At 36.2% G+C, this 17,683-nt stretch carries 17 protein-coding genes and 1 other annotated feature; of the genes, 11 read left to right on the forward strand and 6 right to left on the reverse strand.

Going from position 1 to position 17,683, the window contains the following annotated elements:
• Window positions 1-157: 157 nt before the first annotated feature.
• Both pdxR and AC3WJF_RS03665 read right to left on the reverse strand, forming a co-directional pair.
• On the reverse strand, window positions 158-1,603 hold the full coding sequence (gene pdxR / locus AC3WJF_RS03660; protein ID WP_492449746.1) for a MocR-like pyridoxine biosynthesis transcription factor PdxR: 1,446 nt from the start codon (window positions 1,601-1,603) through the stop codon (window positions 158-160).
• Window positions 1,604-1,873: 270 nt separating this feature from the next.
• On the reverse strand, window positions 1,874-2,179 hold the full coding sequence (locus tag AC3WJF_RS03665; protein ID WP_492449806.1) for an RNA polymerase sigma factor: 306 nt from the start codon (window positions 2,177-2,179) through the stop codon (window positions 1,874-1,876).
• Between the two features lie 372 nt (window positions 2,180-2,551).
• Here AC3WJF_RS03665 and AC3WJF_RS03670 point away from each other — a divergent pair, with 372 nt between their 5' ends.
• The 4 genes from AC3WJF_RS03670 to AC3WJF_RS03685 all read left to right on the forward strand — a co-directional run bounded on the left by AC3WJF_RS03670 (window position 2,552) and on the right by AC3WJF_RS03685 (window position 5,222).
• Window positions 2,552-2,890 carry a GntR family transcriptional regulator gene (locus tag AC3WJF_RS03670; RefSeq protein WP_492449807.1) on the forward strand — a complete coding sequence of 113 codons (339 nt, stop codon included), beginning with the start codon at window positions 2,552-2,554 and terminating at the stop codon, window positions 2,888-2,890.
• A gap of 1 nt (window position 2,891) precedes the next feature.
• Complete coding sequence (locus AC3WJF_RS03675) at window positions 2,892-3,788, forward strand: ATP-binding cassette domain-containing protein (protein ID WP_492449747.1); 897 nt, start codon at window positions 2,892-2,894, stop codon at window positions 3,786-3,788.
• Window positions 3,772-4,524 carry a hypothetical protein gene (locus tag AC3WJF_RS03680; protein ID WP_492449748.1) on the forward strand — a complete coding sequence of 251 codons (753 nt, stop codon included), beginning with the start codon at window positions 3,772-3,774 and terminating at the stop codon, window positions 4,522-4,524. The genes AC3WJF_RS03675 and AC3WJF_RS03680 overlap by 17 nt, the downstream gene beginning before the upstream one ends.
• A 65-nt stretch (window positions 4,525-4,589) precedes the next feature.
• Entirely contained in the window at window positions 4,590-5,222 is a 633-nt protein-coding gene (locus AC3WJF_RS03685; RefSeq protein WP_492449749.1) for a hypothetical protein, read from the forward strand.
• A 170-nt stretch (window positions 5,223-5,392) separates the two neighbouring features.
• Here AC3WJF_RS03685 and AC3WJF_RS03690 read toward each other — a convergent pair whose 3' ends face one another.
• On the reverse strand, window positions 5,393-5,695 hold the full coding sequence (locus AC3WJF_RS03690) for a hypothetical protein (RefSeq protein WP_492449750.1): 303 nt from the start codon (window positions 5,693-5,695) through the stop codon (window positions 5,393-5,395).
• A 416-nt stretch (window positions 5,696-6,111) separates the two neighbouring features.
• Between AC3WJF_RS03690 and AC3WJF_RS03695 the strand changes: the two genes are divergently transcribed.
• A complete protein-coding gene (locus AC3WJF_RS03695; RefSeq protein WP_492449751.1) occupies window positions 6,112-6,972 on the forward strand; it encodes a glycerophosphodiester phosphodiesterase family protein in 861 nt (286 codons plus the stop codon).
• A gap of 117 nt (window positions 6,973-7,089) precedes the next feature.
• On the opposite strand, the gene AC3WJF_RS03700 is transcribed toward AC3WJF_RS03695, so the two are convergent.
• Window positions 7,090-8,031 carry an HD-GYP domain-containing protein gene (locus AC3WJF_RS03700; RefSeq protein ID WP_492449752.1) on the reverse strand — a complete coding sequence of 314 codons (942 nt, stop codon included), beginning with the start codon at window positions 8,029-8,031 and terminating at the stop codon, window positions 7,090-7,092.
• Between the two features lie 492 nt (window positions 8,032-8,523).
• Window positions 8,524-8,764, forward strand: a binding site (T-box leader).
• Window positions 8,765-8,928: 164 nt separating this feature from the next.
• Here AC3WJF_RS03700 and ileS point away from each other — a divergent pair.
• Complete coding sequence (gene ileS, locus AC3WJF_RS03705; RefSeq protein WP_492449753.1) at window positions 8,929-12,015, forward strand: isoleucine--tRNA ligase; 3,087 nt, start codon at window positions 8,929-8,931, stop codon at window positions 12,013-12,015.
• Window positions 12,016-12,081: 66 nt separating this feature from the next.
• Here the strand turns inward: ileS and AC3WJF_RS03710 are convergent, their stop codons facing one another.
• Both AC3WJF_RS03710 and AC3WJF_RS03715 read right to left on the reverse strand, forming a co-directional pair.
• Window positions 12,082-13,590: an MDR family MFS transporter gene (locus AC3WJF_RS03710; RefSeq protein WP_492449754.1), complete on the reverse strand. Its 1,509-nt coding sequence runs from the start codon at window positions 13,588-13,590 to the stop codon at window positions 12,082-12,084.
• A 225-nt stretch (window positions 13,591-13,815) separates the two neighbouring features.
• Entirely contained in the window at window positions 13,816-14,289 is a 474-nt protein-coding gene (locus AC3WJF_RS03715; protein WP_492449755.1) for a MarR family transcriptional regulator, read from the reverse strand.
• Between the two features lie 204 nt (window positions 14,290-14,493).
• On the opposite strand from AC3WJF_RS03715, the gene AC3WJF_RS03720 reads away from it, so the two are divergent.
• The 5 genes from AC3WJF_RS03720 to AC3WJF_RS03740 are packed head-to-tail and all read left to right on the forward strand — an operon-like array spanning window position 14,494 to window position 17,673.
• The gene (locus AC3WJF_RS03720) at window positions 14,494-15,210 is read left to right on the forward strand and encodes a class I SAM-dependent methyltransferase (protein ID WP_492449756.1); all 717 of its coding nucleotides are present in this window, start codon (window positions 14,494-14,496) and stop codon (window positions 15,208-15,210) included.
• A 38-nt stretch (window positions 15,211-15,248) separates the two neighbouring features.
• Window positions 15,249-15,827, forward strand: a complete 579-nt coding sequence (locus tag AC3WJF_RS03725) for a nucleotidyltransferase family protein (protein ID WP_492449757.1) — start codon at window positions 15,249-15,251, stop codon at window positions 15,825-15,827.
• A 9-nt stretch (window positions 15,828-15,836) separates the two neighbouring features.
• On the forward strand, window positions 15,837-16,505 hold the full coding sequence (locus AC3WJF_RS03730) for an HAD hydrolase-like protein (protein ID WP_492449758.1): 669 nt from the start codon (window positions 15,837-15,839) through the stop codon (window positions 16,503-16,505).
• Entirely contained in the window at window positions 16,502-17,197 is a 696-nt protein-coding gene (locus AC3WJF_RS03735; protein WP_492449759.1) for a Type 1 glutamine amidotransferase-like domain-containing protein, read from the forward strand. Before AC3WJF_RS03730 ends, AC3WJF_RS03735 begins: the two co-directional genes overlap by 4 nt.
• Window positions 17,198-17,229: 32 nt before the next feature.
• A complete protein-coding gene (locus AC3WJF_RS03740) occupies window positions 17,230-17,673 on the forward strand; it encodes an NUDIX hydrolase (protein ID WP_492449760.1) in 444 nt (147 codons plus the stop codon).
• Window positions 17,674-17,683 lie beyond the last annotated feature (10 nt).

Raw genomic sequence — 17,683 nt, forward strand, 5'->3', positions numbered from 1 at the left:
TTTTTCAATTAGGCTTTTTTCTTAAACTTTGCTACTTTTGTATACGGAACTGTAGGTAACAAACTTATTTAGGTTAAAAATAAATAAACTTTATAAGAATAGATGCCCCGACATATAAGTTCGATTAGGATTTATAGTAAAGGACGAAAAGCAGCAATCAATTCGAAAAGGTCCTCAATATATCTCCAATAATTTTTATCCCACGCACGATTTCTGCATCTTTTAATCTTGAAAATCCTAAACGGAAGGTATTGCTCCCCCCGTCATCTGTATAAAAAACATCTCCTGGTGAAAAGACAACTCCCATTTGATAGCATTTTTTTAATAGCTTTCGCACATCCATGTGGTTTTCTAATTCGATAAAAAGGTGTAGGCCACCATCACCGGTCATTCTTTTAAAAGGAATGAATTGCTCACAGGCATGAACGGCTAATTCGTATTTCTTTTTATAAACAGATCTGGCTTTTTTTAAATATTTTTCAAATTGGCCGTCATGCAAATATTGATATAATACCGCCTGATCCAGTGTTGAAGTGTGAATAGTTCGTGCCCGCTTCATACTTTCCAGGTAATAAATCAGCTCTTTGTCTGCCAAAATCCAGCCAACACGCAATCCTGGAAAAAGGATTTTGGAGAAGCTGCTTAAGTAGATGACATTATTTCCATTGCCAGCAAAGGCTGCAAAAGGGGCTAAGTGGGCACCTGAATAGCGCAATTCTTCGTTAAATCCATCCTCCAAAATCGGAATTTGATAATTTGACAGAAGCCTCATAATCTCCAATCTTTTTTCAGAGGAGGTAACGATCCCGGTTGGATTATGATAGGACGGGATTAAATAGGCAAAATCAAAATCTGCTTCGGACAAGGTTTTTTCTAGTTGCGGTATGTTTATGCCATCATCATCCATTTTAATTCCGTGGATTTCAAACCCATGCAAACGGAAAAGCTTAAGAGCGGAATGATGAGTAGGATTTTCGCAAAGGATTCGACCGGATTTTTTGGCTAGGGAGGATAATAAAATATCCAGCCCTTCTGTAAAACCATTCGTAATTAAAATATCCTTGTTCGAAATATCCACGCCTTTTATTTCCATATAGTGTAAAAGATATTCGATCAGGGGTTTGAAGCCTTTTGCATATCCATAGTTAAGAACAATATCACCTTCAAGGGACATCCTCGTAAGAAAAGCCCTTTTAAAATTTTCGACATCAAAAAGCTTTTCATCGGGTGCGATGCTATTGAATGCAATCATTCCTTTATTCCAACGGATACCGTGCTTCATCAGATCCATTTCCTCGGCAAGTAAGGTGACCTTACCCATTTTTTCTTCCCAATTGAGTTGGATGGAAGGTGCCTTCGAAGTCTGTACCCGCCCGACAAAATTCCCTTTTCCTTTAATCGCGTAAATAAGCCCTTCCTGTTCCAAATCCGCGTAAGCAGTGAGAACCGTATTCCGGCTGACGGATAATAAGGTACTTAGCTCACGGGTAGAAGGCAGCTTCTGATGTTCAAGCAGATGCCCATTCGTAATCATTTTCTTTAAATATTCTTTTAGCTGTATATAAACAGGACGACCGTCCACAAGCTTAAAATCGTTAAACAACGCCTTCAACCCCTTGCAATCATTTTTACATAACCGTAACAGTTCCAAAAGGTCCACCACATATGTATTTTCCCGAACTAGTGGTTGGTGGTGTCAGATACCACCATTTAGATATCGTTATTTCTATTGTACTAGCTTTGCGAAAAACATAGAAGGGAAGCATGATCAATGATGGAAGTTAGGAGTGTTTTGTAATGGTTTTAAGAGAGTTAAAAACCCCCAATAATCACTCATTGGGGGTGTCGCTTTTACTTTTAGTATCATACCCAACTACGGTCCATTTTTTAAAAGCATTAAAGCATTCTGGATTAATTCCCGCTCAGCAAAGGTTTCAGAAGTATCCTTGGAATCGGATTTTGCAGAATGATTTTCATCGAAATTAATTAAAATACCGTGGCGTTTGTTTTTTCGCCAGCGATCTCTGATAACGTTAAGAGAAATCGTTTTAAGAAATCCTAAATAATTGGTTACTTTCTTGTTTTTTTGTAAATATGAAAGTGCCTTCATATAGGTTTCCTGTGTAATATCTTCAGCTTCTTCGCGGTTTTGAACTTTAAAATAATTAAAACGATATATGGACTCCTAAGTAGAAGCAAATATTTCCTCAATTGAATGTGACTCTTTCATGTGTGGATCGATGATATTCCCCTCCTTTAAAAGGACGACTCCCACTTTAAGTTTTACAATAATAAAGACGCTAAAAGAAAGTGTATATTACATGAATAATTCGCAAATAGACAATTTTTTCTTAAAATATGTTTTATTGAACAAATCAATTCGTTGAATGCTGGAATGAACTAATTCAAAAAAATCTGAAAATTATCCCTGACACCCTATTGCTTTTTTTGGTAAAACATAATATACTACATTACAACACTAATGCACTATGTTGGATAGGAGGGGAGTTCGATTTTAAATACGGATGGTACGAAGCCATTATATATTCAAATTGCTGAGTGGCTAGAAACTGAAATTCTGAGTGGGAAATATGCAACGGATGACAAGATGTTGTCGCAATATCAGCTGGCAGAAATGTTTAATATTAATCCTGCAACGGCAGCTAAGGGCCTCAATATATTGGCAGATGAAAATATTTTATACAAAAAACGTGGGCTCGGAATGTTTGTTACAAACACTGCAAAGGAATGCATTCGTAATAAGCGGAAAAATGAAACACTGAAAGGTTTGATTCAGGAAATAGTTGTAGAAGGAATCCGCTTGCAAATAGGGGAAGAGGAACTGATGGAAATGTTACGGCAAGCATATAGAGATATAGGGGGGAAGTAAAATGAGTGTAATCGAAAGTATTAATCTATCGAAGAAATATGGCAAAGTAAAAGCACTAGACAACTTGTCTTTTACTATAGAAGAAAATAAAATTACTGGTTTGATTGGACGCAATGGTGCAGGAAAGTCTACCATTCTAAAAATAATAGCTGGTTTTATAAAAGAAACATCCGGTGATATAAAGGTTTTTTCTAAAAATCCGTTTAACAATATCATGGTTTCTGCGAACTCTATTTTCATCGATGATCAAATGACTTTACCATCTTCAATAAACCTTTCCGAGACGTTAGATGCAGCTGCTGGATTTTATAAAAACTGGAATCAAGAGCTTGCGTTAAAATTATTTGACTACTTCTCGTTACCTTCAAGTGGGTACCATGTTCAATTATCGAAAGGAACGAAAAGCACCTTTAATATGATTCTAGGTATTGCCTCCAGGTGCCCATTAACCATATTCGATGAACCTACAACGGGAATGGATGCAGCAGTTAGAAAGGATTTCTACCGAGCATTGTTAAAGGATTATCTTGCATATCCGCGCACCATTATTCTATCTAGTCACCATTTGAATGAAATAGAGGACTTGTTAGAGGATGTCTTACTAATTAATAATGGAAGAAAGCTGTGTCATTCATCCATTACCGACATAAAAGAATTAGCTGTTGGATTGAAAGGAAAGACAAGTACGATTGAACGATGGACAGCAAATATTGATAGATATCATACCAAAGTGATAGATTCAGATCACTCCTATGTAGTGGTGAAAAACGTTTATACACCAACTTTGATCCAAAAGGCACGGCTTGAGGGGTTAGAAATTACTTCGGTTACTCCCACAGATATATGCGTATATCTAGCGGATGATGCAAAAGGGGGCATTGATGATGTTTTTAAATGATATGAAATTATCGGAGCTAGTTTTAAAACAGTATAAGTTTAAGTTACATGCCTACATGCGAGTGTTCAGTTCCTTAATAGCTACACAGCTCATCGCGGTTATCCTATCCATGAGCGGAGTTACTTCCTATAGCGCAGGTACAGATGTAATTAATATGAAAATCACATCTTACTCTGCTGATATGGCAATTGGATTAACGATTTTATGGGCCTTTCTATCAGCTATGATAATAACAACAAAAGCGTATCGATTTGATGATTTTGCATTTGTAACAACAAGATTAAGCAGCAACCTAGCGAATTTCTTGTTTTTACTTACAACAAGTGTAATCGGTGGTGTCACAGCAATGTTGTGTGGATATTTGTTAAAAGTAATCCTTTTTTTAGTAAAAGGTACCCACTTTATTCAAAATCCTAGTATTTTTCATGCCCCACAACACCTATTGCTTGGGATTGCTAGTTCTATTTTATATATTCTTCTTTTTAGTGCATTAGGATATTTGTTCGGAATACTCATTCAACTATACAGACCGCTTATCATTTTATTGCCTGTTGCACTTATTGGATATTTCACTGTCCAATCGATGAAAGATAATGGGGCGATTCTAGGATCATTGTATCAAGTTTTCTTCGTAGAACCATCTTTAGGGCTCTTTTTCATAAAAGTGTTAACTGCGTCAATATTGCTGTTCTCCTGTGCGGCAATCATTTCCAATCGAATGGAGGTAAGGAATTGATTATAGGATTTTGGATATATATAGTTCTAATTTTTATCATTATATTAGGTTTTACGAGGTTTTTTATGAGGAAAAAAGGAAAATATGTTCATTCCAAAAAAATTAAATGGATGTATATCGGATATGCAGGAATATTAGTATTGTCCGTTGTTATTAATGAATTATTTTTGACTACTAAAGCAAATGGGGAAACCGGTAATTCTGTTGAAATGAGAACGAAACCACTAAATCTGATGTTAAAAGCATTGAATGGAAATCTTTCGAAGTCAGATAGTAAATATATTGCGAAAAAATGGAATTTTCCGTATGAAGATAAACGGTTGTATATTAAATTAATGAATGATGAAAATAATAGTGAAAATGTTGTAGTAGAAAGAAAGACAAAGAATGACGGCAATATAGAAGCAGCCTATTACCAGACCCCAGTTGGGATTGGGATGGTGGATGTTACTAAGAAAATCAAACCAATTAGTTTGAAATTGTTGGATAATAGGTTAACTTTAACGAAGCAGCACCAAGTGAATATCACCTTTTCGGCATCCGAAAATGAATTTACCATTACACAATTTAATGGTGAGGGGTGGACAGATCAATCTCCACATAACTACGCAGGACCAGGACTTTTGTATATTAAAATACCTCATGATCTTGAACTTGTGGATGAATCTCATTTATATATTCAATATGTTGGTATGTAGGATAGGAGTTTTTCAATATATTTCAAAAAGAAGCTTCGTTAAATTTTGAAGTAGAGAATCGGAATTCGACACTGAATTATTATGTAAAATATCAGTTGTTTTGCATTAAGATGAACAAATAATTTAGCACACAAAAACGCTTGGTCTTTTTCCAAGCGTTTTTGTAATGTTTATATAAACTTTCCAAGACCTAAATCCCCAAATTGATAATAAATAAAATATAGAAAAAGAACTGTGTTAAGTAAGAGAGAGAAGCGGAATAAAGACTTTTGAATTCTTATTTTCCATAATAAAAATAAAACAAAGAAATTTATCAACATAGGGCCAAATGTATATGACATTCTTTCGTCTATAAAAGAAAGTGCATTTGGACTTAGCCAATAAATGAATTTGTCTGATAACTGTGCTATAACGGAAAAAATAATGATACACCAAAATAAAATTAATAAAATTAATATAATTACTTTTTTCATTTTTATCCCCAGCCTTCTAATCTAAATCAATGTTATTTTGATTTTATCATAAATTCGTAATATTCGAACTAGAAATAATGGCCAACATTTCAAAGTCAGACTACATAAAAATAAAACAAAATATGGAAATTTTTAGACAGAAGGAATCGGAAAGGAAAAAGAAATTACAAGCATTACAGAAGGAAAATAGACTATTAGTTGAAAAAATGTATCTTATCGATAAAAAAGTGGAAAATAGAATGACGGAAGCGGAAAAATGGAGGGAGGAGAGCAAAAAGCCGAAAAATACCATTTTATCGTTAATCAAAATGAAGAAAAAATTGTTGCCAAAATAATAGCAGCAGCAAAACAATTAAATTTAATCACCTCATAAGCTCATATATAAGAACCATACATCAAAGAATGAGGAGATTGCTATGAAATTAATTCGTTTTTTGAAAATGATTATTGTATTTTTAATAGCCTTATTCGTTGTTCAGCCACTATTAGGTAATAATCAAGCACAAGCTGCCTCACCGCAGAGCAATTCCCCATTTGCTTTTATCGCTCATAGGGGTGCTTCGGGGCTTTTTCCAGAACATACTTTTGAGTCGTATGATGAAGCAATTCGACTTAATAGTGATTATATTGAAATTGATTTACGAGTTACAAAAGATGGTGAATTTATAGCATTGCATGATGAAAAAGTAAATAGAACGACGAATGGTTCAGGATTTGCTAGTGATCTTTCACTTGCGGAAATAAAACAGCTTGATGCTGGAGTGAAATTTTTCAAAGAGCCATCGAATTATAAAATTCCATCGCTTGCTGAAATATTCAGAAGGTATGGGAATAGTGTCCACTATTATATTGAAACAAGACCGACGGATAATCAAAAATCCTATGAAGAGAAATTACTTACCCTAGTATTCTCCGCAAAGATTAATACGGAAAATATCATTTTTGAATCTTTTTCACTACAGTCTTTAGAAAAACTGCATATGTTAGATAACAGTTTAAAGTTAGTGCAGTTATTCCACATCAAAGATAGAAAACAATTGGCGGATTTGAACATGGACAAAATCGCACAGTTTGGGTATGGAGTTGGCGTGAATTATCAAATTATCGATCAATCCATAGTTGACCTAGCTAAATCAAAAAACTTAGAGCTACATGCATGGACTGTTAATAATGAAGAAGATATGAATCGATTAATTAATATAGGTGTAACAGGTATTTTTACAGATTACCCCAATATTCTGCAGAAAGTATTGATTGAAAAAGGAATACGAAAATAAAGGACTTCTTCTGCATACGATTCCTTCACAAAAAAAGGGATGCCAAGTTTTTTGGACATCCCTTTTTTTATATGACAAAGTTCCTTTTATATTATATAAAATCTAACTTTTTCACACTTATGAAGCCTCTATACTTTTCTCTTCCTTTTTCTCTCTTTCTAAAACCTGTAAGAAAATGTCCGCTATCTGTTCATCAAATTGGATCCCTTTGTTTTTCTTTATTTCATTAATCGCAAACTCTATATCGTTATCCCCTCTATACACACGCTTTGATGTCATGGCATCAAATGAATCGGCAACGGCCATAATTTTTGCTACAAGAGGAATTTGATTTCCTTTCAATCCTTGGGGATATCCTTTTCCATCCACTCTTTCATGATGATATAAAATCATATCCAAAATACCGTTTTTTTTGAAAGACGGAATATGTTTTACTAAATCATAGCCAATGGAAGGATGACTTTGGATTGTTTTATATTCTAATGAAGTTAATTTCCCTGGCTTTTTTAAAATATCCTCGGGAATTCCAATCTTCCCGATATCATGGAGTATCCCTCCAATATATATGTTATTTTGCTGTTTTGTAGATAATTTCATTTCCTTTGCAATAATCAGGGCATAGTTTGCTACATTTTCAGAATGAGATGCCGTATAAGGGTCCCTTGAATCAAGAGACTTAGCTAGTGCATAAACCAAATTTAAGATACTTTCTTTTTCCCCTTTGTAGTATTTTATAGCCATTCCAACAATACATACAGTAAGCAGGTAAGCGAAGAATGTAATCATGAACTCTAGTATGGTTTTCTGTGAAGTCATCACAAATAAGTATTTAATATAAGTAATTACACCAGATGCAATAATTTGAAAGATAAAAGACCTTGCAAATACATAGCCAGCAAAAATGAGTATTATAGTATATAAAGCTGGCGTTTCTCTATAACGAAGTACATCCCCATCCAGCCAGATGCATAAAAGAATACAAATGATAAATATGTAAAAGGAGGGTGATAGAATGATACGCTTCATTTCATCATTAAACCTAAATAATATGTTTTTCATTTCATTGCCTCGATTCAAAGAATTAATTTAGACAACTAAATTAGAAAAATGGAAACAAAAAAAGGCTGCCCCAGAAGTGTGACGGAATTGTTACTTCAATACAAGGTTTTTATTCATTAGAAAAACTCTAAAAAATGAAGTAAAAGTTTTCACACTTTCTTATGGGATAACCTCTTTTGTGACTTTTATACAAGGCTGTGGATGTTATATTAGAAAATTATCAAAAAAGAACCATTTATTTAGTTGATTTCTAAGCATACAAAGTATATATCAAAAAAAAATATGTTTCAACAGAATTAGACATGAATTGACAAAATTCACAAACTTGCAATATTTTAACTACTACCACAAAATACTTACTAAATTTATTCACAAGTTAATGATAGAATTGTCCACTCCAAGCGGACAAAACTGAAAAATGTCCATTTGGGGTGCCTGACAACCATTGACACTCAATATAAAAAATGATAGTATGGTCAAAATATTCCAATTAATAAATCGATGAAGAGAACAAGTACGTTGTGGAACTCCCTTTTTTAGCGAGCTGGGTATGGTGAAAGCCAGCGGTGGAGCCTTAACGGAAATATCATCTCTGAGATGCAAGGCTGAACATAGTAAGTCTTGACGGGAGTCCGCCGTTACAAGGAACGCGTATGATGGTACGTTGTTAAGTGCTGTTGTTGTAATACAACAGAATTTGGGTGGTAACGCGGGTAACACACTCGTCCCTTAATGGGGATGGGTGTGTTTATTTTTTTGCTTTAAGAAATTTTAAAATTTCACCCTGTGGATAATTTTTTGTAAAAGTTGTCTACGTCTAGCTACAGGTGAAATTTGCACTTCAATTTCAATAGCGCCTATCGGCTAGCGCATTTGATTATAAGGAGGCTTTGTGAAATGGAAACAGCAAGTCAAAAAGAAACAAGCCCTATGCGGGAAAAAAGAATCTTAAGTTATTGGGAGCAACAGCAGATTTTCCAAAAGTCGATTGAAAATCGGAAACATCAAGACTCGTTCGTATTCTATGAGGGTCCACCGACAGCAAATGGACTTCCCCATGTCGGCCATGCTCTTGGTAGGACGATCAAAGATTTAATTGCCAGATATCACACGATGGATGGAAAGCAGGTTATCCGCAAAGCAGGCTGGGATACTCACGGTCTTCCTGTCGAATTAGAAGTGGAAAAAGCTTTAGGGATATCAGGAAAACAGGAAATCGAGGAATACGGTGTAGAAGCATTTATCCAAAAATGCAAGGAAAGCGTATTCTCCTATGAAAAACAATGGCGTGAATTTACGAGAGAGTTAGGGTATTGGGTGGATATGGATCAACCATATATGACGATGAGCAATGAGTATATTGAGTCCGTTTGGCATATTCTTGGATCGATACATGAAAAAGGCTTGCTGTATAAAGGACATCGTGTCTCTCCATACTGCCCGAGCTGTCAAACATCATTAAGTTCCCATGAGGTGGCTCAAGGCTATAAGGATGTCAAAGACTTAAGTGCTACAGTAAAATTTAAGCTCAAAGGAAAAGAGAATGAATACGTTTTAGGATGGACAACAACGCCGTGGACCTTGCCCGCCAATGTAGCACTTGCTGTGAATGAACAATTAAATTATGTAAAAGTGCAATCAGGAGATAACATCTTCATTGTGGCAGAATCAAGATTAAATCATGTAATCAAGCAATATGATAAAATTCTCAACACTATGAAAGGAAAGGATTTAGTCGGCCTTACTTACGAGCCGCCGTTCCAATTTGTAGAAGTCAAAAATGGTCACCGGATTGTTGAAGCATCCTTTGTAACGGAAAAAAACGGTACCGGAATCGTCCATATTGCTCCAGCTTATGGGGAAGATGATTACCGCCTTGTACAAGAACATCAGCTATCCTTTGTTAATGTAGTGGATGAGCGTGGAAGATATAAGGAGACGGTTGAGCCTTTGGCTGGAAAATTTGTAAAGGAATGCGATGTCGCCATCGTTAAGCTTTTACACGAAAAGGGCTTATTATTTCATAAAGAAAAATATGAGCATTCCTATCCACATTGCTGGAGATGCGATACACCGCTGCTCTACTATGCAACGGAAAGCTGGTTTATTCAAACAACAGCGTTAAAAGATACATTTATTTCAGAAAATCAACAGGTAAACTGGCTTCCTGAACATTTGAAAAATGGTCGATTTGGAAAGTTTTTAGAAGGAATGGTTGATTGGAATATCAGCAGGAATAGGTATTGGGGAACACCGTTAAATGTTTGGGTGTGCTCGGAGTGTAAAGAGGAATTTTCGCCAAAAAGTATTCATGAGTTATTGGAAAAAGCGAAGGAGAATGTGAAATCACTAGAATTGCATAAGCCATATGTAGATGCAATTCACTGTGAATGCCCTACGTGTAACGGAACGATGTATAGAACATCGGAAGTCATTGATGTATGGTTCGACAGTGGTTCAATGCCGTTTGCGCAATATCATACCCCGTTTGAGAATAAGGAGATATTTGAAAAGCAATTCCCTGCTGATGTCATAGTGGAAGCAATTGATCAAACGCGCGGATGGTTTTACTCCCTGCTAGCAGTAGCTATTTTATATAAAGGAAAAGCTCCGTATAAAAATGTTCTATCGACTGGGCATGTACTGGACGAACATGGACAAAAGATGTCAAAGAGTAAAGGGAATGCGCTAGATCCAATGATGTTAATCAAGAAGTATGGCGCAGATGCACTAAGATGGGCACTTGTCGAGGACAGTGTTCCGTGGAACCAGAAGCGATTCTCAGAACAAAATGTGATAGAGGCAAAAACTAAATTAATTGATACCGTTACAAGTGTTTTTCATTTTTATAATTTATATGCTGAAATTGATTCCTTCCAGCCTGCAGAGGAAATAACAGGGACTTTGACAACCATGGATAAATGGATTCTGTCCAGACTTCATACTACCATTAAAAACGTAAGGGAGGATATGGAGAACTATCAAATGACAAGTGCGGCAAGGTCGGTAGCGCAATTTGTTGAGGAACTAAGCAATTGGTATATAAGAAGGAATCGTAGCCGTTTTTGGAGTGAAGGCATGTCGGATGATAAAAAGATGGCTTTTCAAACCTTATACATCGTTTTAAAAGATATATCCAGACTTCTGGCACCGTTTGTTCCATTTATTACAGAGGATATTTATTATTCATTGGTCGGTGAAAGTGTTCATTTGGCGGATTACCCAAATGTGGATAATCAGTTCATAAATTCTGAACTAGAATCCCAAATGCAGGCTGTTTTGGAAATCGTGGAGCTTGGACGAAGCTTGAGACATTCCTCACAAATCAAAACAAAACAACCATTAGCTAAAATGATCGTTGTCGAAAATATGCCTTTTCAAACATTAGCTTCATTTGACAATATTCTAAAAGACGAGCTGAATGTGAAGGAAATCGAATGGTCTAATACTTCTAATCAGTTTATTGAATATAGTTTAAAGTTAAATTTTAAGTCAGCAGGTCCAAAGCTAGGGAAAAAGGTAAATGAGGTGAATCGACTAGTCTCTTTAACATCCAAAGAGGATATCGAACATTTAAAGAAAGAAGGCTCCCTAAGCGTTACATTAGAGTCAAGAGAAACAGTAATTCTTGAGAAGGACGATCTTTTACTTCAAAAATCAATTAAAGTCAGTGAATTCCAAGAGGCATCTACTCAAAACTTCACTGTTATTTTGAATACAAGTATAACAGAAGACTTGAGGAGAGAAGGAAGCGTCCGTGATTTTATAAGAGCCGTTCAAGATCTTCGGAAGAAATGGAATTTGCCGATTGATAAACGGATTAACCTGTATGTGAAATCTTCACCGGAATTTGAAAGCATGCTTAATGAATACGATGCTCTAGTGAAACAAAGCATCCTCTTAGATACCATTCATTATGAAACAGCAGACAAGATGGAGGAAGTATCCATTGGAGGAGAGAAAATTCTAGTAGGCATTCATTAGATCGTGATGTCACAACTACAGAAAACAGACCAAATCACTATATGATTTGGTCTGTTAGTGGTTTTCTTATGAAACTTGTTTATCGCCTTTACCAGGAACCATTAATCGTTCTTTGCCCATTAAGATAATGGCAATAAACGCTAATCCAATCGGTAGCAATGCCCATGCAAATGTAGATGTTACAGAATGAGCCATTGCACCGGTTATTTTATGAAGAATTTCTGGCGGGATTGCTGCACGCGTTTTTGCAGACAGCATTGCCTGAGGATCTATTTTCCCAGAGAATCCTTTCATTGTATCAAAAGCGTCTAGGTTGTTTTGTAAAATATGATTCTGAATGATACCAAATATGGTAACACCAAGTGTCATTCCAAGCGTTCTAGAAAAGTTGTTTGTAGATGTTGCAATTCCTCGTTTTTGCGGTTCGATTTTATGCTGTGTTGCCATACTTAATAATGAGAAGTTGAATCCCATTCCAAGTCCTGTAATAACCATAAAAATCGTAAGAATATATCGCTTCGTGTCAAAGTCAACCGTGCTTAAAAGGAACATTCCGATAAAAAACAAAATAACCGAAACAAGCATGATACTGCGATAACTAAAGCGTCTTACAGTTTGGCCACCAATCTGGCTTCCGATAACTGATCCAACCATCATCGGAATCAAAATAACTCCGGAGTTCGTAGCAGATCCACCGTAAACAAACTGAACAAATATCGGAATCATTACTGTTGTAATAATAAAGGCAGAACCATAGAAGAAGGCGGCACCTTGTGTTGCTGCAAATAATTGATTTTTAAATAGACTAAGTGGAATAATCGGCTCTGCAACTTTCCGTTCAACAACTATAAAAATAACAAATAATATAGCAAAAACGGCAAAAAGTGTAATGATAAACGCCGAATTCCATGCATATTGATTTCCGCCAAGTTCAAGCGCAAACATTAAACTAATAACAGCTCCAACAAGGGTAACCGCACCAAGCCAATCAATTTTAAGCTTTTTAAGTTGAAGATGTTCCTTATAAAATTGAACGATGAAAAATAACGAAATTACACCTAACGGTAAATTAATATAGAAGATCCAGCGCCAATTTATTTGATCGGTAATAAACGCACCTAACAAAGGACCTACAATACTGGATAATCCAAACACAGCTCCAAATAATCCAGTTATTTTTCCCCTTTTTTCTGGAGGGAAAATATCAAAGATAATCGTAAAAGCAATCGGCATCAATGAACCGCCGCCGATTCCTTGAATAGCACGGTAAATACTCAATTGAGTAATGCTCTGTGCTGTTCCGCAAAGGGCTGAACCAATTAAGAAAATAATAAGTCCGAAAATAAAAAACCGTTTCCGCCCATACATATCTGATAATTTACCGAAAATCGGCATACTGGCCATTGTTGCAACAAGATAAGCCGAGGTAACCCAAATAAACTTATCCAATCCGCCAAGTTCTCCAACAATCGTTGGCATGGAAGCAGCTACAATCGTATTGTCCATTGCCCCCATCAATATTCCTAAAAGCAGGCCAGCTACAACAAAGCCTATTTTGCTTTCATTTGAAACCATATAAATCCCCCTTTTCCGTCTAGCGCAAGCAGCCATCGGCTAGCGGATTTCTCCGTCTCCTCCCTACGATAAGTCAACATCAGGTGAAATTGGGAGTACAAATTTCACTCGGTGAAAATGGTAGTTCAATTTTCAATAGCTCGTGAACTACCTCGCTGTGTTTCCTTTATCTCAGTCGAAGACTACGAAATCCGTACGCCGATGAGCAAGGCGCTTACGCTTTTGTTATTCATTAATCGTTAATTTTCTTGTCTCTTTTGGATATATCTCATTGAATTGAACTAAAATATCTAGTATTAGTTTTAATTCTTCTTCATTGTATTTCTTAAATAATTCGGAAAGAGAATTGGATAGCGGTTTAAATAGTTGCCCGATTTCAGGAGAACGGTGTGTGAGTGGGTGAATAATCACACGTCTACGATCATTGGGATCAACGCGCCGCTCCACAAGATCTACCTTCTCCAGACGATCAATCACTCCAGTAATCGCTCCTGTAGTCAAGTTTGTTAATTTAGCAAGCTTTCCAGCGGTAATGGGACCTGTATAATTAAGAAGGTCTCTGCATTTCAAATCTGTGGCGTTTAGATTAAGCTTTGCAGCAATCCCCTCAATAAAGAACAGATTCACCGTACTAAATTTTCTCAATTCCTGAATAATGGAAGGGATAAATTCTTCCTTAAGTAATGATTCCTCTGTCACATAAATCCCCATCTTTCCATTTAAGATAAATCAACTTATAAAGACTTAGTTACTAATTATCTTAGTTACTAAGATAATTATGAGGATGCACTCCCAATTTGTCAAAACATTTTTTAGTGTACCTGGCAACATGTGTTTAAAGAGGAGTATTCCCCATTTATAACGAATATTCTTTTGTACGCTATTTTGGAAAGGTGGATGAATATGAATAATAGTGTAAAAGATGCCTATAATGAACTTGCCTATGATTATGAGCATAATGTTGATACACAAGCTTTGTATAATATTCACTATGAGCGTCCTGCAATGATGAACTTGCTTCCAAAAGATCTAAAGGGGAAAGTGATCCTAGATGCCGGTTGTGCAGCCGGGTGGTATACGGAGCAATTTGTTAAACAAGGTGCTACAGTTACCGCAATGGATCTTAGTCCAGAAATGGTTGCCGCAACAAAAAGGAGAGTAGGTGATCAGGCAGAAGTTCATTGTTTAGATCTTGCAAATAAGCTTCCTTTTAATGATGATACATTTGATATTATTGTCAGTTCGCTTGTTTTACATTATGTGAAGGATTGGGAACCGACTTTTCGAGAATTTAAAAGGATACTAAAACCAAATGGAATTCTACTGTTTTCAGTCCATCATCCATTTATGGATATAAGTATGTCACAAAACCAAGACTATTTTTCTACCGAATTCATTATTGATCAATGGAAAAGACAAGGGAAGATCATTGAGGTGACTTTCTATCGCCGTCCGCTACATTTGATCATAAATGAAACACATGCTCATTTTTCACTAGAACAATTGATAGAGCCACAACCAACAAAAGAATTCGAACAGAAAAATCCAGAATCGTACGAAAAGCTCATGACAAATCCACACTTCATGATAATAAAAGCACGGGTGTCAGGCCCAAATTAGAATAACTATAATCTGGTGCCTGACACCACAGGAGGTAAATGATGATTCAGACTGAAAATGATATTCTTCAGCTTGTAAAAGAAGATAAATGGATGATGGATATTCTGCGGACTGCTAAAACACTCCAACTCCCAGATTGGTGGATTTGTGCAGGCTTTGTTCGTTCGAAAATTTGGGACACCCTACATGGATTCAAGGAGAGGACACCAACTCAGGACATCGATGTAATCTATTTTGATGAAAAAAATACCGACGAATCCGAAGAAAAGAGATTAGAAGAAAAATTATGGATGATGCATCCTAATGTTCCCTGGTCTGTAAAGAATGAAGCAAGAATGCATGTGATAAATAATATACCACCGTATTCTTCTGCGGTTGACGCAATATCGAAATTCCCCGAAACAGCAACTGCCTTAGGGCTAACACTAGATGAAGAGGATAATCTTATCCTAACTGCTCCTTGTGGATTGGAAGATGTCCTTCATTTACAAGTAAAACCTACGTCATTTTTTACGGAAACAAAGGAACGTGCATCGATTTATGAAGAGCGAATGATCAAGAAGAACTGGAAGTCCATTTGGAATAAAATACACATATCACATACACACAATAAATGAGGTCATAAAATGAATTTTGCAATGATATTTGATATGGATGGAACCCTTTTTCAAACAGATAAGATATTAGAAATTAGCCTAGAAGAAACATTCGAAGAACTTCGACGCAAGGATTTATGGGAAAAAGAAACGCCAATTGAAAAATATCGCCAGATTATGGGGGTTCCTCTGTCCGTCGTATGGGAAACACTTTTACCAATCCATTTAGATGAAATACGCTCAATGGCTAATGAGTATTTCCACGATCAGTTAATCCAAAACATACAAAACGGAAGCGGCGCTTTATATCCACATGTGGAAGAGCTATTTACATATTTGAAAGATAGGAATATTCCTATTTTCATCGCCAGCAATGGGTTGCCAGGTTATTTGGAAGCCATTGTTAAATACTATCAGCTAAATAATTGGGTAAAAGAAGTTTTCAGTATTCAACAAATCCAATCGAAGGATAAGGCAGATCTTGTTCGAATGATTTTGGAAAAATATAAGATTCAAAGTGGAGCAGTCGTGGGCGACCGATTATCAGATATAAAAGCAGCAAAATCGAATGGTCTACATGCTATTGGCTGCCGTTTTGACTTCGCTCAAGAGGATGAGCTTGTCCATGCTGATTTCATAATTGATGATTTAATGAAAATAAGAGAAATTTTAAAAGAGGAAGAGAGTGTAAAACAATGAGACAAATCATCGGACTTGGAGGTGGCGGATTTTCAATGGAACCGGAAAATCCGTTACTAGACTTATATGTTTTGCAGCAATCCAGTAATCTCACTCCTTCCATCTGTTTTTTACCGACTGCGAGCGGAGATGCAGAAAACTATATTGCTAGGTTTTATGATGCTTTTAATCAGCATAACTGCAAGCCATCTCATCTTTCCTTGTTCAAGCCACCAACAAGAGACTTAGAGGATTTTATTTTAACGAAGGATATTATATATGTTGGTGGGGGAAATACAAAAAACCTGTTGATTCTTTGGAAAGAATGGGGCTTGGATAAAATATTAAAAAAGGCGTGGGATCAGGGGATTGTACTAGCAGGTATTAGTGCCGGTTCCATTTGTTGGTTTGAAGAGGGGGTTACCGATTCTTTTGGTGATGATCTCGAACCTATTAAAGCACTAGGGTTCTTAAATGGAAGCAACTGCCCACATTATGATGCTGAGCCGGAAAGAAGGCCGACTTATCATAACCTTATAGAAACTGCCCAGATCAAACAAGGGATTGCAGCGGACGACGGAGTAGCAATTCACTTTATAGAGCAGGATATCGCTAAAATTGTTAGTTCAAGGCCGAATGCGAAAGCCTACCAAGTTTCAGTTGAAAACACGGTGGTTGAAAGAGAATTGCAAACAGATTTTTTAGGATCTTAAGTAGGAACCATATTTTCAAGTGAGGTGATGAAATGTCTGCAATATTAACTTTTGGAAAAAAAGAAGATTTGATTGATTATCAACCAAGAGTAGGGTGTTACGGAATTATTTTTAACGATGATAACACAAAAGTAGGCATTGTAAAAATTAAAGATCGCTATTTTCTTCCTGGTGGAGGAATAGAAGTGAATGAGAGCGATGCGGATTGCCTCAGACGAGAAATGTTTGAAGAGCTGGGGCATGAAATTAAAATTAATGAATTCGTAGGAGAAGCACAGCAATACTTCTTTTCTCAATATTATGAGACCTATTACCTTAGTATTGGGCATTTCTATAAATGCCAATTAGGAGAGAAACGGATGGATCCTATTGAAGAAGACCATGTTTTTGAGATGGTTGAAATATCGGTGGCAATGGAAAAACTAATTCATGAACATCAATCCTGGGCGATTCAAAAGGCGTTAAAGATAAGTTAAGTAGAAGCAT

Source organism: Heyndrickxia sp. FW510-T9 (assembly GCF_058781025.1).